The organism is Vibrio sp. 1401 (assembly GCF_033340295.1).
Window position 1 is genome coordinate 13861 of record NZ_JAWOWF010000041.1, and the last position, 26450, is coordinate 40310.

General features: G+C 46.2%; 23 protein-coding genes. 15 read left to right on the plus strand and 8 right to left on the minus strand.

Features of this window, described 5'->3' with window-relative positions:
- Nucleotides 1-59: 59 nt before the first annotated feature.
- Nucleotides 60-1244, minus strand: a complete 1185-nt coding sequence (gene hmpA, locus R7Z77_RS18195; RefSeq protein ID WP_054575293.1) for an NO-inducible flavohemoprotein — start codon at nt 1242-1244, stop codon at nt 60-62.
- A 157-nt stretch (nt 1245-1401) separates the two neighbouring features.
- Between hmpA and nsrR the strand changes: the two genes are divergently transcribed.
- The 5 genes from nsrR to trpS all read left to right on the plus strand — a co-directional run bounded on the left by nsrR (nt 1402) and on the right by trpS (nt 7191).
- Nucleotides 1402-1827 carry a nitric oxide-sensing transcriptional repressor NsrR gene (nsrR, locus tag R7Z77_RS18200; protein ID WP_005381392.1) on the plus strand — a complete coding sequence of 142 codons (426 nt, stop codon included), beginning with the start codon at nt 1402-1404 and terminating at the stop codon, nt 1825-1827.
- A gap of 115 nt (nt 1828-1942) precedes the next feature.
- Nucleotides 1943-4450: a ribonuclease R gene (rnr, locus tag R7Z77_RS18205; RefSeq protein WP_318136779.1), complete on the plus strand. Its 2508-nt coding sequence runs from the start codon at nt 1943-1945 to the stop codon at nt 4448-4450.
- Nucleotides 4451-4517: 67 nt separating this feature from the next.
- Complete coding sequence (gene rlmB / locus R7Z77_RS18210) at nt 4518-5261, plus strand: 23S rRNA (guanosine(2251)-2'-O)-methyltransferase RlmB (protein WP_017633733.1); 744 nt, start codon at nt 4518-4520, stop codon at nt 5259-5261.
- A gap of 110 nt (nt 5262-5371) precedes the next feature.
- Entirely contained in the window at nt 5372-6058 is a 687-nt protein-coding gene (locus R7Z77_RS18215; RefSeq protein WP_005382834.1) for a phosphoglycolate phosphatase, read from the plus strand.
- Between the two features lie 116 nt (nt 6059-6174).
- Nucleotides 6175-7191: a tryptophan--tRNA ligase gene (trpS, locus tag R7Z77_RS18220; protein ID WP_005381398.1), complete on the plus strand. Its 1017-nt coding sequence runs from the start codon at nt 6175-6177 to the stop codon at nt 7189-7191.
- Between the two features lie 56 nt (nt 7192-7247).
- Here the strand turns inward: trpS and R7Z77_RS18225 are convergent, their stop codons facing one another.
- A complete protein-coding gene (locus R7Z77_RS18225) occupies nt 7248-7622 on the minus strand; it encodes a hypothetical protein (RefSeq protein WP_005381401.1) in 375 nt (124 codons plus the stop codon).
- Nucleotides 7623-8165: 543 nt separating this feature from the next.
- Between R7Z77_RS18225 and R7Z77_RS18230 the strand changes: the two genes are divergently transcribed.
- From R7Z77_RS18230 to R7Z77_RS18255, 6 genes are all read left to right on the plus strand, one after another.
- Nucleotides 8166-11117 (plus strand): ExeM/NucH family extracellular endonuclease, encoded by a 2952-nt coding sequence (locus R7Z77_RS18230; RefSeq protein WP_318136780.1) that lies wholly within the window; start codon nt 8166-8168, stop codon nt 11115-11117.
- 189 nt (nt 11118-11306) lie between these two features.
- Nucleotides 11307-11894, plus strand: coding sequence for an aminodeoxychorismate/anthranilate synthase component II (locus R7Z77_RS18235; protein ID WP_031780782.1), 588 nt, complete (start codon nt 11307-11309; stop codon nt 11892-11894).
- 361 nt (nt 11895-12255) lie between these two features.
- Nucleotides 12256-13467: an aspartate aminotransferase family protein gene (locus R7Z77_RS18240; protein ID WP_005381420.1), complete on the plus strand. Its 1212-nt coding sequence runs from the start codon at nt 12256-12258 to the stop codon at nt 13465-13467.
- A 109-nt stretch (nt 13468-13576) separates the two neighbouring features.
- The gene (gene astA / locus R7Z77_RS18245; RefSeq protein ID WP_005381422.1) at nt 13577-14596 is read left to right on the plus strand and encodes an arginine N-succinyltransferase; all 1020 of its coding nucleotides are present in this window, start codon (nt 13577-13579) and stop codon (nt 14594-14596) included.
- Nucleotides 14597-14624: 28 nt separating this feature from the next.
- Entirely contained in the window at nt 14625-16082 is a 1458-nt protein-coding gene (gene astD, locus R7Z77_RS18250) for a succinylglutamate-semialdehyde dehydrogenase (protein WP_318136781.1), read from the plus strand.
- A 248-nt stretch (nt 16083-16330) separates the two neighbouring features.
- Nucleotides 16331-17122 (plus strand): DUF1338 domain-containing protein, encoded by a 792-nt coding sequence (locus R7Z77_RS18255; protein ID WP_064354370.1) that lies wholly within the window; start codon nt 16331-16333, stop codon nt 17120-17122.
- A gap of 136 nt (nt 17123-17258) precedes the next feature.
- On the opposite strand, the gene crp is transcribed toward R7Z77_RS18255, so the two are convergent.
- The 6 genes from crp to R7Z77_RS18285 all read right to left on the minus strand — a co-directional run bounded on the left by crp (nt 17259) and on the right by R7Z77_RS18285 (nt 22872).
- Entirely contained in the window at nt 17259-17891 is a 633-nt protein-coding gene (gene crp, locus R7Z77_RS18260) for a cAMP-activated global transcriptional regulator CRP (protein WP_005381432.1), read from the minus strand.
- A gap of 240 nt (nt 17892-18131) precedes the next feature.
- Entirely contained in the window at nt 18132-19001 is an 870-nt protein-coding gene (locus R7Z77_RS18265) for a phosphoribulokinase (RefSeq protein WP_005381434.1), read from the minus strand.
- A 125-nt stretch (nt 19002-19126) separates the two neighbouring features.
- Nucleotides 19127-19339, minus strand: coding sequence for a YheU family protein (locus R7Z77_RS18270; RefSeq protein WP_005382815.1), 213 nt, complete (start codon nt 19337-19339; stop codon nt 19127-19129).
- 33 nt (nt 19340-19372) lie between these two features.
- The gene (locus R7Z77_RS18275; RefSeq protein ID WP_064354369.1) at nt 19373-20380 is read right to left on the minus strand and encodes a hydrolase; all 1008 of its coding nucleotides are present in this window, start codon (nt 20378-20380) and stop codon (nt 19373-19375) included.
- Between the two features lie 87 nt (nt 20381-20467).
- On the minus strand, nt 20468-20956 hold the full coding sequence (locus tag R7Z77_RS18280) for a TIGR02444 family protein (RefSeq protein WP_005381440.1): 489 nt from the start codon (nt 20954-20956) through the stop codon (nt 20468-20470).
- Nucleotides 20953-22872, minus strand: coding sequence for an ABC transporter ATP-binding protein (locus R7Z77_RS18285; RefSeq protein WP_042523641.1), 1920 nt, complete (start codon nt 22870-22872; stop codon nt 20953-20955). The genes R7Z77_RS18280 and R7Z77_RS18285 overlap by 4 nt, the downstream gene beginning before the upstream one ends.
- Nucleotides 22873-23081: 209 nt before the next feature.
- On the opposite strand from R7Z77_RS18285, the gene kefG reads away from it, so the two are divergent.
- From kefG to slyD, 4 genes are all read left to right on the plus strand, one after another.
- Nucleotides 23082-23675 carry a glutathione-regulated potassium-efflux system ancillary protein KefG gene (gene kefG / locus R7Z77_RS18290; RefSeq protein ID WP_213896549.1) on the plus strand — a complete coding sequence of 198 codons (594 nt, stop codon included), beginning with the start codon at nt 23082-23084 and terminating at the stop codon, nt 23673-23675.
- Nucleotides 23659-25455, plus strand: a complete 1797-nt coding sequence (kefB, locus tag R7Z77_RS18295) for a glutathione-regulated potassium-efflux system protein KefB (RefSeq protein WP_017633740.1) — start codon at nt 23659-23661, stop codon at nt 25453-25455. Before kefG ends, kefB begins: the two co-directional genes overlap by 17 nt.
- A gap of 33 nt (nt 25456-25488) precedes the next feature.
- Nucleotides 25489-25689 carry a YheV family putative zinc ribbon protein gene (locus R7Z77_RS18300; protein WP_005381449.1) on the plus strand — a complete coding sequence of 67 codons (201 nt, stop codon included), beginning with the start codon at nt 25489-25491 and terminating at the stop codon, nt 25687-25689.
- A gap of 92 nt (nt 25690-25781) precedes the next feature.
- On the plus strand, nt 25782-26333 hold the full coding sequence (gene slyD, locus R7Z77_RS18305) for a peptidylprolyl isomerase (protein WP_005381451.1): 552 nt from the start codon (nt 25782-25784) through the stop codon (nt 26331-26333).
- The last annotated feature ends 117 nt before the right edge of the window (nt 26334-26450 follow it).

Sequence of the window (26450 nt, forward strand, 5' to 3'; positions counted from 1 at the left end):
TTCATACAACAAAGCCCACGTCACGTGGGCTTTGTTGTTTTCCCGATAGTTGGTAGCGCTTAAACCACTTTGTGTGGACCGAAGCATTCGTAATGGAATTGCTCTTCTGGTACGCCAAGTTCTAATAGCTGTTTCGCTATGTGCTGCATAAATCCTACAGGGCCACAGAAGTACACCTGCACGTTATCTTGCTTTAATGCAGCTTCAATTTCATACAGATTGACCAAGCCCGTGAAGTGGAAGTCTTCACCTAGTTTGTCTTCTGTCGTTGGTTGGTTATACCAAACGAGCGCGTTCATATTTTCTTTTTCTGCAACGAGTTGGTTTACGTGTTGCTTGAAAGCATGCTGTTGGCCATTTTCTGTTGCATGAACCCAAGTTACAGGTGCTTGATGTGCTGAGAGACTTTCTAGCATTGACAGCGTTGGAGTAAGTCCCACACCAGCAGATATTAGAACAACGGGTGTTTGTGGTTCGGCATCCATAAAGAAATCACCGGCAGGGGCCGCAAGCTGCACTTTTTCGCCAATGTTCAGGTTATCGTGCAGGTAGTTCGACACTTTTCCGCCTTCTTCACGTTTTACCGAGATACGGTAAGTGTTCTCTTGGACCGCAGAAGACAGGCTATATTGGCGAATTTCTTGGTTTTCTAACTGGTCACTGTTGATGTAGATGCCAAGGTATTGTCCCGGTTTATACGGCGCCACTTTTTGGCCATCGGTTGGCTTGAACACAAAGCTGCAAATGTGTTTGCTCTCAATCTTTTTATCGACTAATTCAAATTCGCGTAGACCGCGCCAGCCGCCTTCCAAAGCTTCATTTTGTTGGTAAATTTGTTCTTCGCGCTGAATAAATACATTCGCAAGTACGCCGTAAGCCTCAGCCCAAGCATCCAACACTTCTTGACCTGGATTAAAAAGCTCATCGATTGTCGCAAGTAAATGTTTACCAACGATTTGGTACTGATCTTCTGTGATCAAAAAGCTCGTGTGCTTATGCGCAATTTTCTCTACTGCGCCAAGCAGAGCTGGCAAATTTTCAATATTGGCAGCATAGGCACAGATAGCGTTGAATAATGCTTCACGCTGATCGCCGTTACGCTGGTTACTCATGTTAAAAATATCTTTCAACTCAGGGTTATGAGTAAACATACGCTCGTAAAAGTGCGCGGTCAGTTTTGGTCCTGTTTCGGCGATGAGTGGTGCGGTCGCTTTGACGATCTCGATAGTTTGATTGCTGAGCATAAGGGCTTCCTACTTTAAGTTGTATTTATAATGCATGTTTAAAGTTGTATCTCAAATGTATCTTTCGATCAAGAAAAGATTTACACTTTTATCGATAGCTCAAGTTTGGGTTTTTAGCATCACCAGCGGGCTATTGAGTCGCACTTTGGGAGAGAATATGCAGTTAACTAGTTTCACTGATTATGCGTTGAGAACCTTAATTTTCTTGGCTTCGTTGCCGGAAGATGAGTTAACCAGCATTACCGAAGTGACGGATTTATTTGGTGTGTCACGCAACCATATGGTTAAAGTTATCAATCGGTTAGGGCAGTTGGGTTATGTCCATACCGTGCGCGGAAAAAACGGTGGTATCCGGCTGATGAAGCCAGCGTCTGAAATCACAGTCGGTGGTGTTGTGCGCGATTTAGAGCCGTTAGATTTAGTCAACTGTGGTGTGGATTTTTGCCATATTACCCCTGCTTGCCGCCTCAAAGATAAATTGGCGAAAGCAAAAAGTGCCTTCCTGGCGGAGTTGGATGACTGCACGATTGAATCCTTGCTCAGTGACAATTCTGAACTTTTGATCTTGCTGGCTCGTCCTTAACTCATTTGCATGCCTAGAGTCGATCTCGATCATTCTTTTTTCAAAGCAATTCTGTAGCTTATCGAGAGACTCAGATATACTAGCCATATACCTTCCTTGCTAGATAGGCGTGCCTATGTCAGACAATATTCCAAACGATCCTTTTGCAGATCGTGAATCCAAAAATTACGAAAATCCAATTCCAAGCCGAGAGTTTATCATCGAGTTTCTAGAGCAAGCGGGCGTTCCAATGAATCGTAACGACTTGTTTGAGGCACTAAAGCTTGAGGGCGAAGAGCAATACGAAGGGTTGCGTCGTCGGCTACGTGCGATGGAGCGAGATGGCCAACTGGTGTTTACCCGCCGTCAGTGCTATGCATTGCCTGAAAAACTTGAAATGGTGAAAGGTTACGTGATTGGTCATCGTGATGGCCATGGTTGGGTACGTCCAGAAGGCAGCGTCGGCAAGGATGATGATATTCTGTTACCGCACCATCAGATGAAGAACATCATCCACGGTGATTTTGTCTTAGTGCAACCGACAGACAACAGCAAGCGCGGCCGCCGTGAAGGACGTTTGGTGCGTGTGCTAGAGGAGCGCAATGATCAAATCGTTGGTCGTTTCTTCCTTGAATATGGATACTCCTATGTTGTCCCAGATGACTCGCGTATCAGCCAAGATATCCTGATCCCAAATGAGCACAAAGCGGGTGCACGCATGGGTAACGTAGTCGTAATTGAAATTACTGATCGTGGCTCACGCTCACGCGGCATGATGGGTAAAGTGGTTGAAGTCCTTGGTGAAAATATGGCACCAGGTATGGAAACACAAATTGCGATTCGTACACACCAAATCCCTCACGAATGGCCAGAAGCCGTCGATAAACAAATCGAAAACTTAGGCGAAGAAGTACCAGAAGAAGCGAAAGTTGGTCGTGTGGATCTACGTGATTTGCCACTAGTGACCATTGACGGCGAAGACGCACGAGACTTTGATGATGCCGTTTACTGTGAAAAGAACAAAGAAGGTGGTTGGCGTTTATGGGTAGCGATTGCTGACGTCAGTTACTACGTTCGTCCTGACTCTGCGTTGGACAAAGAAGCGATCAATCGTGGTAACTCAGTATATTTCCCGTCGCAAGTTGTGCCGATGTTGCCAGAAGTACTGTCGAACGGTCTATGTTCGCTTAACCCGCAAGTAGATCGCTTGTGTATGGTGTGCGAAATGACCATTTCCGATACAGGTAAGCTGTCTGGTTACAAGCATTACGAGGCGGTGATGAACTCGCACGCTCGTCTCACATATAGCAAAGTGAGCGCGATTCTAGAAGGGGATGAAGAACTACGTGAGCGCTACCAGCCGCTTGTTTCTCATCTAGAAGAGTTGCACAAGATGTACAAAGTGCTGAAAGAAGCACGAGATCAACGCGGTGCAATCGAATTTGAAACCGTTGAAACCAAATTTATTTTCAATGCGGAACGAAAAATCGAAAGTATTGAGCCAGTAATTCGTAATGACGCGCATAAGATCATCGAAGAATGTATGATTTTAGCCAACATTGCTTCGGCATCGCTGGTAGAAAAAGCGAAAGAGCCCGCGCTTTATCGTATCCACGAATCTCCAGGTGAATTACGCCTGCAAGGTTTCCGTGACTTCTTAAGTGAACTTGGTCTTGAGCTAAAAGGTGGTTTAGAGCCTTCACCAACGGACTATGCTGATCTCGCACGTCAAATCTCCGGGCGTCAAGATCAAGAGTTGATTCAGACCATGCTGCTACGCTCAATGAAGCAAGCGGTATACAACGCAGATAACGCGGGGCACTTTGGGTTGGCATTGAAACGCTATGCGCACTTTACGTCGCCAATTCGTCGTTACCCTGACTTGTTACTTCACCGTGCAATCAAGTATCTGATTGCTAAAGAAGAAGGTCGTAATCAAGATCGCTGGACACCAACAGGTGGCTATCATTACTCGTTTGACGACATGGATTTTTACGGCGAACAATGTTCGATGACAGAGCGCCGTGCTGATGATGCAACACGTGATGTTGCGGATTGGCTGAAGTGTGAATATATGCAAGACCACGTCGGTGACGAACTAGACGGTGTTATTGCTAATGTCACTAGCTTTGGCTTCTTTGTACGTTTAACGGATTTGCACATCGATGGTTTGGTGCATATTTCTACCCTTGCGAACGACTACTATCAATTTGACCCGATTGGTCAACGACTTATTGGTGAAAGTTTCGGTAACATCTACCGCTTAGGTGATGCAGTAAAAGTAAAAGTACTGGCTGTTAACCTCGATGATAAGCAAATTGACTTTGAATTGGTCGAAACAAGTCGTAAGCTACGCGGCGAAGGTAAGACTGCGAAGAAACGCGCAGCGGAAGCAAAACGCAAAGCGAAAGATAAAAAACGCGCTGCGACTCGCTCTTCATCGAAAGAAGGTGGCGCGGCTCGTGCAGTTCCTGCGATAGAGCCAACTAAACGCCCAGAAGAAACGGGCGCAACGAGTAAGCGTAATGGCCCAAAACGTGGTGACGCCGAAGGCAACGAGAGGCCTAAAGTGAAAAAAGCACGTAAAAAGAAGCCGCACAGTAAGCCGAAGAAAACCAAGCGCACTAAAAAAGAAGCGCAGTAGGTTGAAGCGCCAACTTAGTTCAAACTCGGTTGGCGCAGGCAATACGACCAGAACAACAGGTTAAACAATGAGTAACGAATTTATCTACGGCATTCACGCAGTGAAGGCGGTATTGGAGCGCGAACCAGAGCGTTTTATCGAGGCGTACGTTTTAAAAGGTCGTCAAGATGATCGCCTAATGCCAATCCTAAATGATCTTCAGGTTTGTGGTGTTTCTATTCAGCAGATGACACGTAAAACCTTGGATGACAAAGCGCGCGGTGCAAATCACCAAGGCATCATCGCTCGTGTGAAACCAGCGAAGCAGCTGAATGAGAACGATATAGATGACATCCTGGCGCAGCACGAATCACCACTGCTATTAGTGTTAGACGGCGTGACCGATCCACACAATCTTGGTGCGTGTTTACGTAACGCAGATGCGGCAGGTGCTGCGGCGATCATCGTACCGAAAGATCGTTCTGCACCGATGAACGCAACCGTAAGCAAAGTGGCTTGTGGTGCAGCTGAAGTCGTGCCATTGATCCGAGTGACTAACTTGGCTCGTACTATGCGTACACTGCAAGAGCAAGGTATCTGGTTTGTTGGTACGGCGGGCGAAGCAACGCACGACATCTACCAAGCAAAACTGACTGGACCCCTTGCTATCGTAATGGGGGCAGAAGGTGACGGTATGCGTCGTCTGACTCGTGAAACCTGCGACGATTTGATTAAGATCCCAATGGCTGGTAGCGTTTCAAGCTTGAACGTATCTGTAGCATCCGGCATCTGTTTGTTTGAGGCAGTTCGTCAGCGTATTGCTGCAAAGTAACGACGAAACAAACAGTTACTGTAGAATCAGACATAATGATAAAAACAAAGGATGGGGTGCCATCCTTTGTCGTTTTCACCGATTTATAAATAAAAATCCTCAGGGAAGTTATGACTCAACAAGACATTAAATTCATCGCCTTCGATCTAGATGGTACTTTGCTTGATAGCGTGCCAGATCTAGCTGTCGCGGCAGACCAAGCAGTACAGGCGCTTGGCTTTCCATCGGTTTCAGAAGAACAAGTTCGTGATTACGTGGGTAACGGTGCAGACGTGCTTATTGGTCGCTCATTAAGCCAAAGCCTGACCATCAACCCGGAGCTGAGTGAAGAGCTTCGTGCTAAAGCGCGTGTATTGTTTGATGATTACTACGAGCAAAGCGGTCACAAGCTAAGTCATCTTTACCCAACGGTAAAAGAGACACTAGCAGAGCTGCACAAAGCGGGCTTTGTTATGGCGTTGGTGACTAACAAACCTTCAAAGTTTGTGCCTGACGTTTTGGAAAAGCACGACATCGCAAAATACTTCGTTGATGTCCTTGGCGGTGATGCATTCCCAGAGAAAAAACCAAACCCAGTAGCATTGAACTGGTTGATGGAAAAGCACCAAATCCAACCAAGTGAAATGCTGATGGTTGGCGACTCGAAAAACGACATTCTCGCAGCAAAGAATGCAGGCTGTGCCTCATTTGGTCTGACATATGGTTACAACCACGGTGAACCTATTTCAGCATCAAATCCAGATTTCGTCGCTGACAGTTTGGCAGAATTATTGGACGTTGTAGCGGTTTCTGCATAACGGCTACAAAAGAGCTTCCAAAATACTCGTTAATGAGTACACTGAGTAAACCGTGCACCTATTACTGCACGGTTTTTTTCATTTAATTAGATTAAGAAGTCAAAGGAATCATTCTAATGAGCAAACCCATTGTATTGAGTGGTGTTCAACCTTCAGGTGAACTAAGTATCGGTAACTACTTGGGTGCTCTACGTCAATGGCAGCAGATGCAAGACGATTATGATTGCCAATATTGTGTGGTAGACCTTCACGCGATTACGGTTCGTCAGGACCCTAAAGCGCTGCATGAAGCAACTCTAGACGCACTGGCAATTTGTCTGGCAGTTGGTGTTGACCCGAAGAAGAGCACGCTATTTGTTCAGTCACATGTACCAGAGCATGCTCAATTAGGTTGGCTTCTTAACTGCTACACTCAAATGGGTGAGCTGAGCCGTATGACTCAGTTTAAAGACAAATCGGCACGTTACGCGAATGACGTAAACGTCGGTCTATTTGACTACCCGGTGTTGATGGCGGCTGACATTTTGCTTTACGGTGCACACCAAGTACCTGTAGGCAGTGACCAGAAGCAACATCTAGAATTAGCGCGCGATATCGCAACGCGTTTCAACAATATTTACTCGCCAGAGCAGCCAATCTTCCAAGTTCCAGAGCCTTACATTCCGACAGTAAATGCGCGTGTAATGAGCCTTCAAGACGCAACGAAGAAGATGTCTAAATCTGATGACAACCGTAAGAACGTTATCACGCTGCTGGAAGAGCCTAAGTCGATCCTTAAGAAGATCAACAAAGCGCAAACCGATACCGAAACGCCACCAAGTATCCGTCATGATATCGAGAACAAGGCGGGCATTGCTAACCTAATGGGTTTGTACTCTGCGGCGACAGGCATGAGCTTCGAAGAGATTGAAGCGAAGTACCAAGGCGTAGAAATGTATGGCCCATTTAAGAAAGATGTTGGTGAGGCAGTTGTAGCAATGCTTGAGCCAATTCAAGCAGAATATCACCGTATTCGCGCTGATCGTGCTTACATGGACGAGGTAATGCAGCAAGGCGCTGAGAAAGCCTCGGCACGAGCGGCTGAAACGCTTAAGAAAGCATACGAAGCAGTAGGTTTTGTAGCTCGCCCATAGTTGCTAAGAACGAATACGAAAAGCTCCACTTTGGTGGAGCTTTTTTTATGCCTGTATTACTGAAATGGTGTGTCTTTCATACAGCGTTCCATGTCGTAATATTCAACACGTCCTCGAGCCCCTAGAAAGGCAGACTTCACAACCATGCCTCTATCAATGAAGTAACTAAGCTGTACGCATGATATATCGTAGCTGAGTTCTTTAATTCTCGCTGGAATCCAGTAGGTTCCTGGCGTTCTTAGACGCTGAGTAAAGGTAATAACACCCTCGTCACTGACTTCTAGCTCTTCAATACCATCCAGTTCATTTTTGGCTGATTCGATGATGTCTTGATTCGCCGTAGGTTGAAGTGGCTCACTGGCGGTCAACTGACACCCCGCTATCAAGCCAAGTAGGGAGAGAGCTAGCACACTGCGTTGAATTTTTTTCATTTGTCGTTCCTGGGTTTACAGCTAATGAGATCTTATTGTCTCGCGCAGGTGTTATATCTTTTGTGTATGTTTTTGGCTAGTGAGTAATGAAAAGTTATTGAATAAATCATGAAAACTTTGAAGTATGAGGGGCCTATATAAGAGAGAACGAAGCGAGTAATAGATTCTTGGGCTTGAACAGTGATACAAGTGAAAATTAAAGCATTCTAAATTAGTGACTAATTATATTTTTATTTGTAACAGGAACGGTTGGGTTAATAAGCAACTCAACAAGTGATGTATTTTCTACTCCTTAACATGAAGTGAAAAAGTAAACTGAGTAATCAATCTAAATTCTGACTTGTTTATCAATAGCGCTCTGTATTTATTACAAAAAATGTTTGAATGGGATGCTCTGGCATATTTTCTTATATTCACATGTGATTCATTTCACGGCTTTAATTACTCATTCTTATTTATTTCATAAATAAACCTGATAGTAGACGCAAATGGCAGGCTCTAACCAGAGCTAAGTTTGCATTTACATAAATATCAGGTATGACAATGGACACGTTAATCAAACCCTCAATACTCGCATTAACCATCGCCAGTGCACTTAGTGCAAACGCGAACGCAGAGATTATTATTTCCCAATACGTAGAAGGCGGCGCTTATAATAAAGCGGTAGAGATCGCTAATACGGGTGATACTGCGGTGACACTCACTGGCTACGAGTTGGCGAAATCATCAAACGGTGGTGGTACTTGGGGTAGCACATTCGACCTTAGCCAAGTGACGCTACAAGCTAACCAAGTGTATGTACTGGCGCATGGTGACGCGAGCGATACCATCAAAGCTGTCTCGGATATCACAGATAAAAGCGTTGCGAACTTTAACGGTGACGACCCGATCGCACTGCTGAAAGATGGTGAAGTGCACGACATCATCGGTGTGATGGGTGACGTAGATTTTGGTAAAGACACCACATTAGTTCGTAACAGTGATGCACTAACCCCTTCTGCTACTTATGATGCATCTCAGTGGACGGCATTTGAGAAAGACAACATTGACGGCCTTGGTGAGCTAAATGCGACTGAGCCACCAGCACCATTCGCTTGTGAAGTCGACGGTCAGCAACCTAACTTCACTACCATCCAAGATATTCAAGGTGAAGGCGATACGTCTCCATTCATTGATGGTTACCCATACATTACTGACGAAGATCATTTCGTAACGGGTGTCGTGACTGCTGTTACCACTGGCCTAACCAAAGGTTTCTACCTACAAGCATTAGAAAGCGACAACAACGACAAGACCTCAGAAGGCTTGTTCATTCATACTGACGCGGCAGACACGGCGCTGAAAGCTGGTGATGTTGTTTGTGTGAAAGGTAAAGTTCAAGAGTATTACAGCAATACTCAGCTTGCTTCTGATGCTAACAGCTATGTGAAAACAGGCACCTCTGAAACCCCTCGAGTTACCGATCTTGTTATCAAAGAAGGTGAGACACTACGTGATGCGCTTGAGCGTCATGAAGGGATGCAAGTTGAGTTAACCTCGGCAAGTGACTTGTTTGTAACTCGAAACTTCTCTTACGACTACGATTCACGTCGTAACAATATGATGCTCTCTCATGAAGCGCCATTGTTAAAGCCGACTCAATTACACGCAGCAGAGAGCGATGCGACCGTTGAGCTAGCAAAAGACAACGCAGCAAACCGCGTATACCTAGAATCAGATGGCAAAGCACCAAACGGCCAAATTCCTTACTACCCTGATTTTGCTAAAGATGCAGACCAAGATGGCTCTTCTGAGCAGCACATTCGTCTTGGTTCGCGAGTAGAAGGTCTGCAGGGCGTCGTGGCTTACAGCTACAACGAATACCGCCTGATTGCGACCAATGAAGTTGATAACACCAACTTCGTGACTTCAGGTGAAGGCTTCGACGTGGCTCGTAAAGATGCCCCAGCGATTGCGGACTCAGATTTGCGTATTGCAAGCTTCAACGTACTGAACTACTTCAACTCCGTGGCTGACAGTGGTCATGAAAACCCAACCGGACAAAACCGCGGTGCGACTAATCTAGACGAATTCCTGATCCAGCAAGCGAAAATCGTTGCGGCGATGAACAAGATGGACGCAGACGTTATTGGTTTGATGGAAGTGGAAAACAACGGCTTTGGTGATGGCAGTGCTATCCAAAACTTAGTTGATGCCCTAAATGCTGAGATTGATGACGCTGAAGATCATTACACGTATGTCGAAATCGAAGAGCAAGACAAATACCAAGACGAATACTTTGGCAGTGATGCGATCATGGTGGCGATTTTATATCGTGCTAACGCAGTAACGCCAAAAGACGCTGCAAAAGTGATCATCACGCCAGAGCAGCACATTGCAGAAAACACAATTACTCGTAAAGAGGGCACAGAAAGTAACCCTGCTTACGATAAGTACCAACGCCACAGTCTACTTCAGACCTTTACGGTGAAAGAGACGGGTGAAGATTTGTCTATTGTCGTAAACCACTTTAAGTCGAAAGGCTCTGAGTGTATTGAAGAGTGGATTGCCGGTGTAGAAGATTCTGAGCCAGCGGATCTGCAAGGCAACTGTAACAACTTCCGCGTTTCTGCTGCGCACGCAGTGGGTGAAGCGTTGAAAGAGGTGAAAGGCGATGTATTGCTCATGGGCGACCTCAATGCTTATGGCATGGAAGACCCACTTCTGACACTGACTGATTACTCGAAAGAGAAATACGGCCGTGACATTTATACTGCTGCTTACACAACCATTGGTGATGGTGAACTTCAAGTAGAGAAGACCAAAATTGAAAAAGGTTACGGTCTGCACAACTTAAACACGTTGCTGCACGGCACTGATACGTTTTCTTACACCTATTCGGGCGAGCTGGGTAATTTGGACCACGCATTGGCAAGCAGCAGCCTAGCGCAAAAAGTGGTAGCAATTGAAGATTGGCACATCAACTCACTAGAGAGTAACTTGTTCGAATACAGCAGCAAGTACACAGGTGATATGCCGAAGTACAAAGATGCGTTCTCTGCCTCTGACCACGATCCAGTGATCATCGCGATTGATTTACCAGATACAGATATCGATCTACCAAGCTCAGGTGAAAACCTAGCAGTGGAAGTTCGTCTACCACCAAACGCAGTTGTCGGTGATATCGTGACGGTAAGCCTAACGGAAGCAACTCAAGCGGCGTCGTCAACGTCTGATACTGATGGTTACGAAGCGAGTGCAACTCTGACACAAACAGACATTGATGCTCGTAGCGTGAGTGTGGAATTCGACAAAGCACCAACGGAAGGTCAGTACGTTCTAGAAGAGAAAGTGACAGATTCTACCGGTAACACGGTTAAGTTCAGTGATTCTCGCGATGTTACGCTAGAGCCGTCGAGCACTAACCCATCAGACGATGATGATGATGGTGGTTCATTTGGCTTTGGCGCGCTATTTGCGCTGCTAGGTCTCGGCTTATTCCGTCGTCGCCGCTAAGCGAATTTACTTCCTGACAAACAGTTCCTAAATAGCTGTAAAGACCAAAGGCCAGCCTATGCTGGCCTTTTTATTCAGCAAAAACTTGCCTTTCTTGCTTGGTATAGCAAAATACCGCCCTTGATTGTCACGAACGTGGCGATTCACTACGTAAGCATTGCCAAAACGGATTGGAGCAACCGACCCTTTATGTTGTTGATCATCGATAACTACGACTCTTTTACCTACAACCTTTACCAATACTTCTGCGAGCTTGGTGCAGACGTAAAGGTGGTGCGTAACGATGAAATCGATATCCAAGGCATTGAGGCGCTCAACCCAACTCATTTGGTGATCTCGCCAGGGCCATGTACGCCGAACGAAGCAGGTATTTCACTGAAAGCGATAGAACACTTCGCTGGTAAGCTTCCAATATTGGGTGTTTGCCTTGGTCACCAAGCGATAGCGCAAGTGTTTGGGGGTGAAGTGGTACGTGCACGACAAGTGATGCACGGTAAGACCTCACCGATTCGTCATAACGGTCGTAGTGTGTTTAAAAATCTGAATAACCCACTCACGGTAACCCGTTATCACTCTCTTGTGGTGAAAAACGGTACTTTACCCGACGTGTTTGAACTGACTGCATGGACAGAACTGCCGGACGGAAGCATGGATGAAATAATGGGTTACCAACATAAAGCCTTGCCAATTGATGCGGTGCAGTTCCACCCAGAATCAATCAAAACTGAGCAAGGTCACGAGTTGCTTGCGAACTTTTTAGCACGCAAAGCGATCTGATCGCGATCACTTTTCTTAACAAATCATTCATCTTTTTGCTGAGGTGAGCGGATTGCAAAACTATGCGATTCTCTCGAGTCTCTTTGTCTATTCATGTCTTTTTAAACCTTCTATCCCCTGTATTACATAACATTTATAAAAAATCACTTCTCTATTTTACTTTCTTGATGCGTAAATATTCATAAGCAGTGATTAATGGAAGTTGCTTTCGAGAACGAAAAGAATAAATCACTATTGAAATGGTTAATTAAATGTAAATACAATGCCGCAATAGCTTAAATGCAAAACATTATTTGCTGGCAAAGAGAGCCGGTTAAATTCGCTTATCTGCTACGCATGCGGTATCAAGAAGGAATGTGCAATGACAACGGAAATTAAAGTAGAGCGCGGTTTATTCGATGAGGTAATGGTACCTTGCTATAACCCGATGGAAATGATCCCTGTTAAAGGTGAAGGTTCACGTGTTTGGGATCAGGAAGGTAATGAATACATCGACTTTGCTGGTGGTATTGCAGTGAGCTGTCTTGGCCATTGTCATCCAGTAATGGTAAACGCACTAACAGAGCAAGCTAACAAGCTTTGGCACTTAAGTAACGTTATGACGAACGAACCAGCCCTTCGTCTGGCGAAAAAGCTAACAGAAGTGAGTTTTGCTGAGCGTGTGTTCTTTGCTAACTCTGGCGCAGAAGCAAACGAAGCCGCTTTGAAGCTGGCACGTCGTTATGCAGCAGACGTTCATGGCACTGAGAAATCTGAAATCATTGCATTCAAACAAGGTTTCCACGGTCGTACATTCTTTACCGTAACGGTTGGTGGCCAAGCGGCATACTCTGACGGCTTCGGTCCTAAGCCAGGCGACGTGACACACCTTCCTTACAACGATATCGAAGCTTTACAAGCACACATGTCTGATCGTACTTGTGCGGTCATGATGGAGCCACTACAAGGTGAAGGCGGCATCGTGCCACCAACGCCTGAGTTCGCTCAAGCGGTTCGCGAGCTGTGTGACAAACACAACGCCTTACTGATCTTCGATGAAGTGCAAACTGGTAATGGCCGAACAGGTAACTTCTACGCTTACCAAGGTTTAGGTATCACGCCAGATATTCTAAGTACTGCGAAATCACTTGGTGGCGGTTTCCCAATCGGTGCAATGCTAACGACAGCAAAATTGGCAGAGCACATGAAAGTGGGCACTCACGGTTCTACATATGGCGGTAACCCACTAGCGTGTGCGGTTGCAGAAGCGGTTGTAAATGAAGTCACTAAGCCAGAGGTTTTGGCTGGTGTACTAGAACGCGAAGCAATGTTCCGTGAAGGTCTAGAGAAGATCAACGCGAAGTACAACATCTTCTCAGAAGTGCGCGGTCAAGGCCTATTACTTGGCGCTGCACTAAATGAAGAATGGCAAGGCCGTGCGCGTGACGTGCTGGTTGCTGCAGGTAAACAAGGTCTCATGGTATTGGTTGCGGGTGCCAATGTCGTACGTTTCACACCATCACTCGTTATCACACAACAAGAAATTGAAGAAGGCTTGGCGAAACTGGATAAAGCGATCGCGACTTTAGTTTAAGCGCGATATCAGTTTAAACGTCAACGCAGACACCCCCGTCAAGGATCTCTGATGGGGGAATTGTTCCTACAATATAGTTAGGATCTTCTTGCATCTGGAGGGAGTATTGATGCTAGTAGTTCGCCCTATCGCGATGTCGGATTACGACGCACTGCACACTTGTGCGGTGGAGTCTGGTCACGGATTTACATCTCTACCGGTTAACGAAGAACTGTTAACCAATCGAATCAAACATTCAGAGTACAGCTTTGGTAAGCCAGATGTGGCAGAACCAGGCGATGAAGGCTACCTGATGGTTGGCTTTGACTCTGAAACGGGTGAGGTTGCGGGTACCACCGGAATCGAAGCATCTATCGGCTGGGATGTCCCATTTTACTCATATCACATTAGTAAAGTTGTGCACTCGTCGCCAAAGCTTGGCGTTAACAACGTCGTTAAACTGCTTACTTTTGGTAATAACTACACTGGTAACAGCGAAATTTGTACCTTGTTCTTGCGTGAGAAATTCCGCCAAGGTCTGAATGGTCGTCTAATGTCGAAGTGTCGTTTCCTAATGATGGCAGAGCACCCAGAGCGCTTCTCTGAAACGATCTTTGCGGAGATGCGTGGCGTTTCAGACGACGAGGGTAATTCACCATTCTGGCAATGGCTTCAAGAGCATTTCTTCTCTATCGATTTCACTCTTGCAGATTACCTGACAGGTATCGGCAAGAAAGGCTTTATCGCCGACTTGATGCCGAAACTGCCTATTTACATCAATCTGCTCAGCCCAGAAGCGCAAGCCGTGATTGGTCAAGTACATGACAACACGCGTCCAGCGCTGAAGCTGCTTGAGCGTGAAGGTTTTACCAACCGAGGCTACGTCGACATCTTCGATGGTGGCCCAACGGTTGAGTGTGATCTGCGTAATATTGAGTCGGTACGTCATTCATTCCGCGCGCAAGTCAAAATCTCTGAACATTCCAGCACACAAGACTTCTTGATGTGTAATTCATCTTTCGAGAACTTCCGTGCGACAGTCACTAAGGCGGCGTATGACGCAGAGACACAGAGCGTAATGATCGCACCAGACGTTGCGGATGCACTTTCGGTTGAAGAAGGGGATTTCGTTCGCCTTCTTCCGCAGTAACAGACGACAGAATTTAAGGATAGAAACAATGACACATTGGATTGCAGGTGAATGGGTACAAGGTCAGGGTGAAGCATTTACGTCTCTGTCGCCGTACAACCAAGAAGTGATCTGGCAAGGCAAAGGTGCAACGGCAGAGCAGGTGAACCAGGCGGTATCTGCAGCGCGTGAAGCGTTTATTGACTGGAAAAAGCGCCCATTTTCAGAGCGTGAGGCAATCGTGTTGGCTTTTGCGGAGAAAGTAAAAGAGAACAGCGAAAAAATCGCCGAACTCATTGCCAAAGAAACTGGTAAGCCAATTTGGGAAACGCGCACTGAAGCAGCGGCAATGGCAGGTAAAATTGCCATTTCGATTCGCGCTTATCATGACCGCACTGGTGAGGCGAGCCGTGAAGCAGCAGGCAACCAAATCGTATTGCGCCACCGCCCATTGGGCGTGATGGCGGTGTTTGGTCCTTACAACTTCCCAGGCCACCTACCAAATGGTCACATTGTGCCTGCGCTACTGGCTGGTAACACGGTAGTCTTCAAACCGTCTGAGCAAACGCCATGGACGGGTGAATTGGCAATGAAGCTATGGGAAGAAGCCGGTCTGCCGAAAGGCGTGATTAACCTTGTTCAAGGCGCGAAAGAAACTGGTATCGCGCTCGCTGACGCAAAAGGCATCGATGGCGTACTGTTTACGGGTAGCGCAAATACGGGGCATGTATTACACCGTCAATTTGCGGGTCAACCGGGCAAGATGCTCGCACTAGAAATGGGTGGTAATAACCCGATGGTGATCTCTGATAAATATGGTGATTTGGATGCCACGGTTTACACCATCATCCAGTCAGCGTTTATCAGTGCTGGGCAGCGTTGTACGTGTGCTCGTCGTTTGTATGTGCCATTGGGTGAAAAAGGCGATGCGCTTATCACCAAACTCGTTGAAGCGACACGCAATATTCGCGTAGACCAACCATTTGCAGAACCTGCGCCATTTATGGGACCGCAAATTTCGGTCGCGGCAGCCAAGTTTATTCTTGATGCACAAGCTAATCTACAGTCTCTTGGCGGTGAAAGCTTGATTGAAGCGAAAGCAGGAGAGGCGGCGTTTGTTTCTCCAGGCATCATTGATGTAACGAACATTGCTGAGTTACCAGATGAAGAGTACTTCGGCCCACTTCTGCAAGTGGTGCGCTACGAAGGATTAGACAAAGCCGTGGCGCTAGCAAACGATACGCGCTTTGGCTTATCTGCTGGTTTGGTTTCAACCGACGACCAAGAATGGGAATACTTCGTTGACCACATTCGTGCAGGAATCGTGAACCGTAACCGCCAGCTTACTGGGGCAAGCGGTGATGCGCCATTTGGTGGTCCGGGGGCGTCGGGTAACTTGCGCCCAAGCGCTTACTACGCAGCAGATTACTGTGCGTACCCAATGGCATCAATGGAAGGTCAAGAAACTGTCTTGCCTGCAACATTGAGTCCAGGTGTAGCGCTATAAGTTTTAATAATAGAGTCGCAACTATGCATTGCGGCTCACCTTGCCGGCGCATCATTTAGGTATGGGTTGTAGTGATCGTTGGCAGAACACGAAAAGTGAGCAAAGACTCGGAAAAGCGTGTTGACTGACTGGCATTTACCGTCACAGGTTGATGGTTGCTCGTTCATTATTCTGGACAACTTTTGTTGTGAACGAGCAGCCAACTTCCGCTTACCTTTAAACTCTACATCTCGTAACAAGGAGTCGTTATGACGCCCGATGTGTTATTTGAATCGCTATGGCAAGATTACATTCAACGTCTTTGCCCTTCGGCTGCTAAAGTGCATCAGCTGCTTCAAGAAGATGAGCCTCTGATTAATGATCATATAGCTTTACGTACCTTCAATATCGCGCCTCTTGGTATTGAAACTCTAGCTAAGCCATTTGTAGCTATTGGTTACAAGGCGTGTGGTGATTACATTTTCGAAAGCAAAAAGCTGGTTGCTAAGCACTATGAGCACCCAGATCCGAAGCAACCTAAAGTATTTATTAGTGAGCTAAAAGTTGAAGAGTGCTCGCCTGAGCTACAAGAGATTGTGAAAAATTTGGTGGCACAAATCGATGCTGACAAGCTGAAAGATAGCGCATTCTTACATGGTGGACGCTTGTGGGATTTAAGCTTTGCTGATTACCAAACGTTGGCTAAAGAAAGTGAGTACGCATCTTGGCTTGCGGCGCATGGTTACGGAGCAAACCACTTCACGGTGAGCGTTAACCAGCTCAATGAATATGAAGAAGTGAAGCAGGTAAACGATCATCTGCGTACCGCTGGGTTTACCATTAATGAAAATGGTGGTGAAGTGAAGGGCACTCCTGAGGTGTTGCTAGAGCAGTCATCGACCATGGCAGATAAAGTAGCGGTTCGTTTTAGCGAAGGCACTGAAATTATCCCTGGCGGGTTTTATGAATTTGCTAAGCGCTATCCGATGGAAAATGGTGATTTGTACCCAGGTTTCGTGGCCGCTTCAGCTGACAAAATCTTTGAAAGTACGAATGGCTAAGTTTTAGGGTTAACCTGTTAAGCTTACTCATTAGTGTTCGCTGCACCCTATCTCATTTGGTCATGAGTAAATAAAAAGCCACCAATGTTGCCATTGGTGGCTTTTATAATTTTGTTCGTGTCACTCTAGTTCGAGATTAACGAGTACCGTAAACCACGATGGTTTTACCGTGAGCAGAGATTAGGTTCTGCTCTTCTAGCATCTTCAAGATACGACCTACTGTCTCACGAGAACAGCCAACAATTTGACCGATTTCTTGACGAGTGATCTTGATTTGCATGCCGTCTGGGTGAGTCATTGCGTCTGGTTGTTTTGCAAGGTTCAGAAGCGTCTGAGCGATACGACCAGTTACGTCTAGGAACGCCAGGTCACCCACTTTTTGGCTAGTTACTTGAAGACGACGAGCCATCTGCGCAGAAAGACGCATTAGGATGTCTGGGTTTACTTGGATAAGCTGACGGAACTTCTTGAAAGAAATTTCAGCAACTTCACAAGGAGATTTAGCACGAACCCAAGCTGTGCGCTCTTGGTCTTCCTCGAATAGACCAAGTTCACCAATAAAGTCTCCTTGGTTTAGGTAAGAAAGGATCATCTCCTTACCTTCTTCGTCTTTGATAAGAACCGCAACAGAACCTTTAACGATGTAGTACAAAGTTTCTGCCTTTTCGCCCGCGTGAATTAGCGTGCTCTTTGAAGGGTACTTATGAATATGACAGTGTGAAAGAAACCACTCTAATGTTGGGTCGGTTTGAGGTTTACCTAGAACCATAATATCTCACTTCCTCTGCAGGGTACGCTTGCGCTATCCATATTTTAGCTAAGCCTGAATTAGGCCTACTAGAATAAGAGCACTTTTTATATGCTGCAAGCTCTCTTGTGTTTCGGTAAGAAATAGTATCCTTTTTCGAAAACGATTTCTTGATTTTAATCGTGCCATGATTGAGATTTTGTAAGCAAAACTGTGCACATGATCACGGTATGAAAAGTAAACATCTTCGCAGGCAGGTTTTTAGCCAATTTTCCCTGTTTCGATGAGCTGTTGTAGGATAGGCCGAACTATGAGCTCCATTGCAAAGCTCATCTTACCGCCGGGTACGACAATCGTGTTGTGGCGTGACATGAATGAGCCATCAATCATGGCCAGCAGATATGGGAAGTCGACATTCTTGATACCGCGTAGGCGAATCACCACAAAACTCTCATCCAAACTAGGGATGCCTTTTGCATTAAGTGGGTTGGAAGTATCAACGGTCGGTACGCGCTGGAAGTTGATGTGAGTACGAGAAAACTGCGGAGTGATATAGTTGAGGTAATCGTCCATGGATCGCACGATTGAGTCCATTACCGCTTCACGCGAATGGCCGCGATCGCGAGTGTCACGTACGAATTTTTGGATCCACTCTAAGTTCACAATCGGCACCATGCCAATTAAGAAATCCACATGTTGAGCAACATTAACATCGCCATCGACCACGCCACCATGTAACCCTTCATAAAACAGCACGTCGCTGTTTTCGGGTAAGTCTTGCCACGGTGTAAACGTGCCTGGCATTTGATTGTAGGGAACCGCTTCGTCAAACGTGTGCAGATAACGGCGCACGCTGCCAGTGCCGTCATGCCCGAACTTACGGAAAAACTCTTCTAATCCCGGGAAGTCATTAGCTTGTGGGCCAAAGTAGCTAATGTGTCGACCTTGCTCGCGGGCTTTGCGGATTTCGATGTCCATCTCTGGGCGAGTAAAGCGATGGAAGCTATCGCCTTCAACCCATGCGGGTTTAACGTTCATCATATTGAACATTTTACGGAAGGCTTCAGATGTAGTGGTCGTGCCGGCACCGGACGAACCAGTAACCGCAATAATTGGGTGTTTAGCTGACATGACAAACCTTGTCGAAAATTACTTACCTGTAATGTGCAGTAGAGTTACTACTGCACGGTCGATATCCCACTATAGCACGTAACAATACCTTGTCATCGAGTGGGATACGGTAAAATGTGAAGGGTCTAAAATTTTGTTTTATGTTGAATATCGACGGTTTCGTGTAGCTCAGAGAACACGATAACCGCTTCACCTTTTTCCAATTGAGCTTTGACTTGATCAATTTTGTCTTGCAAAGAAACCTCGACGGTTCCGTAATCCGTTCCTTCGCGTAAGACGAATTCACGAATTAAGTTTTCCAATGTTTCCGGCGCAATGTCTTGCCATGGAATGATCATAAATACCTCTAACTTTTATGATGAGCGGCTAGTTTACTGCGTTCGTTGCTTGGATACAGCAGAAAGGTAATCTGCGGCGATACTTTCGTAATACGCGGGCAGCGCTTCCTCCAACCAAAACTTAGGTTTTAACGCCGTTCCTGTCAGGAAGCCAACATGGCCACCGTGTTCAAAGAGACGGTAATCAATGTTATCTGGCAGAACAAACTTCGGGATCACATCGTCGGTCATGAACGGATCGTCTTTGGCATGGATGATCAGTGTGGGTAGCGTGATTTGCTGTAGTTTACTTAAGCCAGAGCATTGGTCGTAATAATCTTGTGCGTCTTTGAAGCCATGCAATGGTGCGGTAATCAAATCATCGAATTCATACAATCGTGTGACACGTTTTATTGAGTTGTAGGACAGCGCAAGCTCGCCATGCAGTAGATGATGCTTTTGTAACGCGTTACGTTTCAGTGAAGAAAGCAGATAACGGCGATACACTTTTGAAAAGCCTTGTTCTATACGGTTTGCACACGCCGCTAGGTCTAAAGGCGCTGAGATAATAGTCGCTGCATTCAAAATAGGGTGGTCTTTATATTGGGCTAAATAATTCGCCAACATGTTACCGCCAAGAGAAATACCAACTGCAACTTTGGGATTATCAGGAAAACGTTGTTCAAGGTGCTCTAGGAAGTAACGAGCATCCGTCACTTCACCCGAGTGGTAAGCTCGTGCTTTTTTGTTTGGTTTACCGCTGCAGCCACGAAAATGCATCATCACCGACAGCCATCCAGATTGAGCAAATGCATTCATTAACCCATTGGCATAAGGGCTATAGAAGCACCCCTCTAATCCATGAAATAAAACAAAAATCGGCTTTTTTTGTGCAGGCTCTTGGGTTGGGTTCTCGCTCCACGCGAGATCGAGAAAGTCGCCATCGGATGTATCGAGGGTTTGCCAAATCGGCGTAAATAACGCTTTTTTGCGAATAAAACGCGGCAAAAGTGTTTGGAGATGCGGGTTTTTGATCCCGGCGGCTGCGAAAAATTGTGTCATACCTAACTGCTCTTATGCGGTCCTTCGGTGTCCGTTGAAGAACTTATTAATATAATCCTTTATAAAGATTATAGGTATTCTACAGATTTATGGGCGTTTTGGTGGTTGAATGTTTGGCACCGGAATAGCAAAGGCTTGCTGCAAATGCTCCCCACCGAGTTGACGACAGTATCTCAACGTCAGTGGGTCACCATCATTTTTGAGTAGTGTAAGTGAGTTAATGCAGTCCACCAAATCCGCTTGTTGCTGCTTTTCTAGTTGCAGCTCAAACTGCAAGGTCTCACGATACAAAGCGTCATTGACTTGAGACTTAAGGTGGCGACGAAGGTCGCGAAAGGAGTGAAGTAAAGTTTCGCTTCTACCTAGACAGTCTTGCACCAAGGGCCAGTCTTTTTCTTGGAAAATGAGTTGCTGCTCATCGAGCCATCTGAGCAGCAGGAGTAGGTTCACGTTACCGTGGTAGTTGTTTTGCAATGATAAGCACGCCTCTTTCACTTCTCGCACACCATAAAACTGCAGACTAAACTGCCAAAGGTGTTCTAGGGTGAGTGTGTATTCAGCGTGTTGATTACTCATTGATTAAACTCTAGCTCCATCTGCTCCAACGTTTCTTGAGCAGACATCCATTCCATTTCAATTTCTTCGAGCTCAGCCTTACTAGAAGCTTGAAGTGCCAGCACTTGGTTAAGTTTAGCTTTATTTTCGGCCGCATACAGTGAGTTGTCCGCCAATTGTTCTTCAGCTTCGGCCAGTGCAGCACCTAACTTATCCATTTTATTTTCTAGTTGTGTCAGCGTTTTGCGAATTGGCGCTGTCTGTTTTCGAAACTCTGCATCGCGACGTTTTTGCTCTTTCTTCGCAGCTGCGCTGTTGGCCGTATCTTTGCTTGGCTGCGCGGCCTGCGCTTCTTTGCGTTCCGCTCTTTGTTGTTCGGTTAACCATTTGTAATAGTCATTTAAGTCACCGTCGAACGGAGCAACTTGTCTATCATGCACTAAATACAAGTCATCGGTCGTAGCGCGCAGTAAATAGCGGTCGTGCGAAACAATCACCATCGCACCTTCGAATGTTTGCAGTGCCATCGTCAATGCTTGGCGCATGTCCAAGTCTAAGTGGTTGGTCGGTTCATCAAGTAGCAACAGGTTTGGCTTTTGCCACACAATTAAAGCCAATACCAAACGGGCTTTTTCGCCACCAGAAAACGGCGCAACTTTTTCTAGTGCTTTGTCACCTTGGAAGCCAAAGCTACCTAGGTAATCACGTAGCTGCTGTTCGGTTTGATCGGGTGCGATTTGCATCATGTGTTGCAGCGGCGTTTCTTCAGGATGAAGCGTTTCTAACTGGTGCTGAGCGAAGTAACCAATTTTCACGCCTTGTGAGTAAGTTAGGTCACCACCTTGCGCGTTAAGTTCACCAGAGAGCAACTTGATTAAGGTCGATTTACCCGCACCATTACGGCCGAGTAGACCAATACGACTGCCAGGAACCAAGTTCAAGCGGATCTTCTCTAAGATGAGGTTGTCACCGTAACCTGCAGATACTTCATCCATCATCATGATTGGGTTTGGCAGCGCAGCTGGCTCACGGAATTGAAAGCTAAATGGGTTATCGAATTGAGCTGGCAGTACTTTTTCCATGCGCTCCAAAGCTTTGATACGGCTTTGGGCTTGGCGTGCTTTTGATGCTTTGTAACGGAAGCGGTCGATGTAGCTTTGCATGTGCGACATCTGCTTCTGTTGCTTTTCAAACATCGCTTGTTGCAGCACCATCTTTTGTGCGCGTTGGTTTTCGAATGACGAGTAGTTACCCGTGTATTCGTTCAGCTGCTGATTCTCGATGTGAATGATGCGACCAACAATTGGATCAAGGAAGTCACGGTCGTGCGAGATCAGAATCAGCGTGCCAGGGTAGTTTTGTAGCCAACGCTCTAACCACATTACCGCGTCCAAATCCAAGTGGTTGGTTGGTTCGTCGAGTAGCAGTAGATCAGAACGACACAATAGCGCTTGAGCCAAGTTAAGACGCATACGCCAACCACCCGAGAATTGGGTCAAACTCCAACTCATTTGCTCTTGGCTGAACCCTAAACCATCGAGCAGTTCTGCCGCGCGAGCGCGAATGCTGTAACCACCAATGGTTTCAATTTTACCGTGTATCTCGGCAACTAGGGTTCCGTTGTCTTGTGTTTCTGCTTCAGCTAACTGCTTTTCGAGAGCGCGGTATTCGCGATCACCATCAATGACGTATTCCAGTGCAGTGCGCTCTAGCGCAGGTGTTTCCTGTGCGACCCAGGCCAACTCCCAATGTTGAGGTTGGCTAAATGAGCCTGCATCAATTGACAGTTCATCTTTCAGTAGGGCAAACAGCGTTGATTTACCGCAGCCGTTTTTGCCCACAAGACCGACTTTATCGCCAGGGTGAATAGTCGCAGAAGCTTGGTCTAAAAGAGGTTTACCGCCACGCAGTAACTGAATATCAGAGAAGGTAATCATAAAGTTTTCATTCACTTTGCGCAGTGCGCGTTGCTTGGTTACATAGCGAAGTGGTTTCAATCGTTTTTAAAGCCACTTGGGTATATATCTAGCGGTGAATAGTAGGGGTATTGACCGGAAAAGTCGATTGATTCGCTTTAATTGCATTATGCTGTACAAAAAAGTATAACAATTTGATAACGGATAAAAATAACCACAAGGACGACCATTTGGCTGTTGCACCGTCTATTCTCCCAAAAGTTCTGGTCATTTATGCTCATCCAGAGCCACATAACTCGATTGCCAATCAAGTGATGATAAAAAAAGCTCAGTCGCTTGATCACGTCACTGTGCACGATCTTTACGGTGTTTACCCCGATTTCTTTATTGATGTGAATTACGAACATGAGTTGTTGCTCGCTCACGATGTGATTGTATTTCACCACCCACTTTATATGTATTCATGTCCAGCCCTATTAAAAGAGTGGCTAGACCGAGTGTTAGGTAAAGGCTTTGCGTTTGGCGGAGGTGCGGCGCTAGAAGGAAAATACTGGCGCAGTGTCATTACAACAGGTGGTAAAGAAGAAGCCTTCAGCGCGAAGGGGTACAACAAATACCAACTTGAGCAAATCTTGCAACCGTTTGAACTGACGGCAGCCCTATGCCAAATGCACTGGATTGAACCTCTGGTGTTGTATTGGTCAAGAAATGTTTCGGATATTGAACGCTACGAACATGCCGAGTTATACCGTGGATGGCTGAGTAACCCACTTGAAAACTGGCAAGCGGCAGATCGAGGAGGTCAGTATGGCGATCACCAGTGAGTTTCTTCAAAGCAGTGTGGTCTTTCTTTCGGCTGCGGTTATTGCGGTGCCGATTGCTCAGCGCCTTGGGCTTGGCTCGGTTTTAGGTTATTTACTCGCTGGTGTGTTGATTGGCCCATGGGGGCTTGGCTTAATTAGCGACGTTGATGCCATTTTGCATTTTGCCGAGCTTGGGGTTGTGTTGTTACTGTTTTTGATAGGGCTGGAATTAAACCCTAAAAAATTGTGGCAGATGCGAGGGCCGATTTTAGGTTTAGGCGGTGCGCAGGTTGTGGTCACGACCGCCGTGATTGGTAGTGTCGTCAGTATGTTTGGCGTAAGCATGCAAGTGAGTTTAGTGATCGGGATGGGGTTGGCGCTGTCCTCGACGGCGATTGCGCTTAAAGTCATTGAAGAGCAAGGGCTTAATGGTACCGAAACGGGGCAATCTGGTTTTGCGGTGCTGCTCTTTCAAGATATTGCAGTGATCCCGATGCTGGCGATGTTGCCCTTGCTAGCAGGCGGGCATAGTGGTGGAAGTTGGTTGGATGTCTTCACTATTTTAGGCAGTGTGGTAGCACTGTTGATTGGAGGTCACTTTTTACTACGTCCGCTATTTCGTTTTGTCGTGATGAGCGGCGTTCGTGAGCTCTTTACCGTTGCTGCACTTTTAGTCGTGCTTGGCATTTCGGTCGTGATGCAAAAGCTCGGCCTTTCGATGGCATTGGGGACTTTTTTAGCAGGCGTTTTGCTGGCAGAGAGTGAGTATCGCCATGAGCTGGAAATCGCGATCGAGCCATTTAAAGGTCTGTTGTTGGGGTTATTCTTTATTGCGGTGGGCATGGCGGTAAACTTGGGGTTATTGGCATTACATCCTTTAGAGATTCTCGGTGCGGTGGTGGCTTTGGTCGTGGTTAAGGGTTTGGTTTTGTATGCATTGGCGAGAGCTGCCCGTGTTGGAGCCAAAGCGAGAAGCCGTATGGCTGCAATTTTGAGCCAAGGCGGTGAGTTTGCCTTTGTCATATTTACCGCGGCGAGCCAAGAGGGCATTTTGTCCAAAGAGCAAGTGGCGTTTCTGTTGGTGGTGGTCAGTCTATCCATGGTGACGACTCCTCTTTTGCTGATGGGACAAAAGAAGTGGTTTGCTCATACCCTGAATCAAGAAGAAGAGGGCATGACCACGAAAGTCGTGGATCGCCGACCACGCGTTATCATTGCAGGCTTTGGACGTTTCGGTCAGATCGTCGGACGTTTAATGTATGCCAATAAAATCAAAGTGACAGTATTAGAAAGTGATGCCAGCCAAATCCACCTATTACGTAAGTATGGTTACAAAGTGTTTTATGGCGATGCTACACAAATTGACCTATTGAGGGCTGCTGGTGCTGATAAAGCGGAAGCATTGATTATTTGTACTGATTCACCTGATGAGGTGATGGCTATCGTGGACATTTGTCGCGTGCACTTCCCGAAACTTAAGTTGTTAGCCCGAGCAAGAAGCCGTGTCGAGGCTTACCAGTTAATGAGTCATGGTGTAGAGAATTACTCTCGTGAAACATTTTTAGGGGCGCTAGATCTCGGTCGCCAAGCGCTCGTAGAACTGGGTATGCATCCTTATCAAGCAAAGCGGGCAGAAGCACATTTTCGCAAGTTGGATAATGCTATGCTTAAGGACTTATTGCCTCAACACAATGAAGATAAGAAATTAGCTCAAAGGGCGAAAGAGGCACGCAAAGAGCTAGAAGAAATATTTGGTCGTGAAATGGAGAGCGACCATCAGTCACCTAATCATTGGAAGTAGTACTTGAGCCAAGACTCAAGCTAAGGAAATAGCGTGAAAATCAAGAAACGTTTTATTGCCGGCGCTAGCTGCCCAAATTGCAGCCAGCAAGATACCCTGCGCTGGTGGATTGAAAATAACATCGAATTAGTTGAGTGTGTCGAGTGTGAGTTTACAGAGCAGCGCAAACCACAATCTGTAGAGAAAAATAAACACTCAGATCAGGAAATGATCGGAATTTTTAAGCCGGAGTAATTGAACTTCGATAATTGATCCCCATAATACACCCAGATATCTCAGTACTTAACCCCATTCAGGTTAAGTCAATTAATCTCCCTGGAGTTAGTATGAAAATTGAAAAGAACGTTGTTGCAAGCCTTGCATACAAAGTAATGATGGAAGACGGTGTCGTTGTTGATCAATCAACAGCAGAAGCACCTCTAGATTACCTTCACGGTCACAACAACCTAATCACCGGTCTTGAAAAAGAACTTGAAGGTAAAGTGGCTGGCGACAAGTTCTCAGTAACGGTAGCTCCTGAAGAAGCTTACGGTGAGCACAACGATGCGCTAGTACAGCGCGTTCCTGCGGACGTATTCCAAGGCGTTGAGCAAATCGAAGTTGGCATGCGCTTCCTAGCTGACACTGACCAAGGTCCAATCCCTGTTGAAGTAACAGAAGTTGACGGCAACGAAGTGGTTGTTGACGGTAACCATATGTTAGCTGGTCAAACACTAACTTTCGAAGTAGAAGTTATGTCTACACGTGAAGCAACAGCAGAAGAGATCGAACACGGTCACATCCACCAAGGTGGTGGCTGTTGTGGTGGTCACGATCATGACCACGATCACGAAGAAGAAGGCGGCTGCTGTGGCGGCGGTAGCTGTGGTTCTCACTAATCATAAGCTCCTTCACTAGATAATCTTATCTAGCAAAGCTTTGAAAAGCGCAAGTTGAGTTTTCAACTTGCGCTTTTTGTTTATCTAAGGTGTAGTGCCAACCATACAAGGAATAAC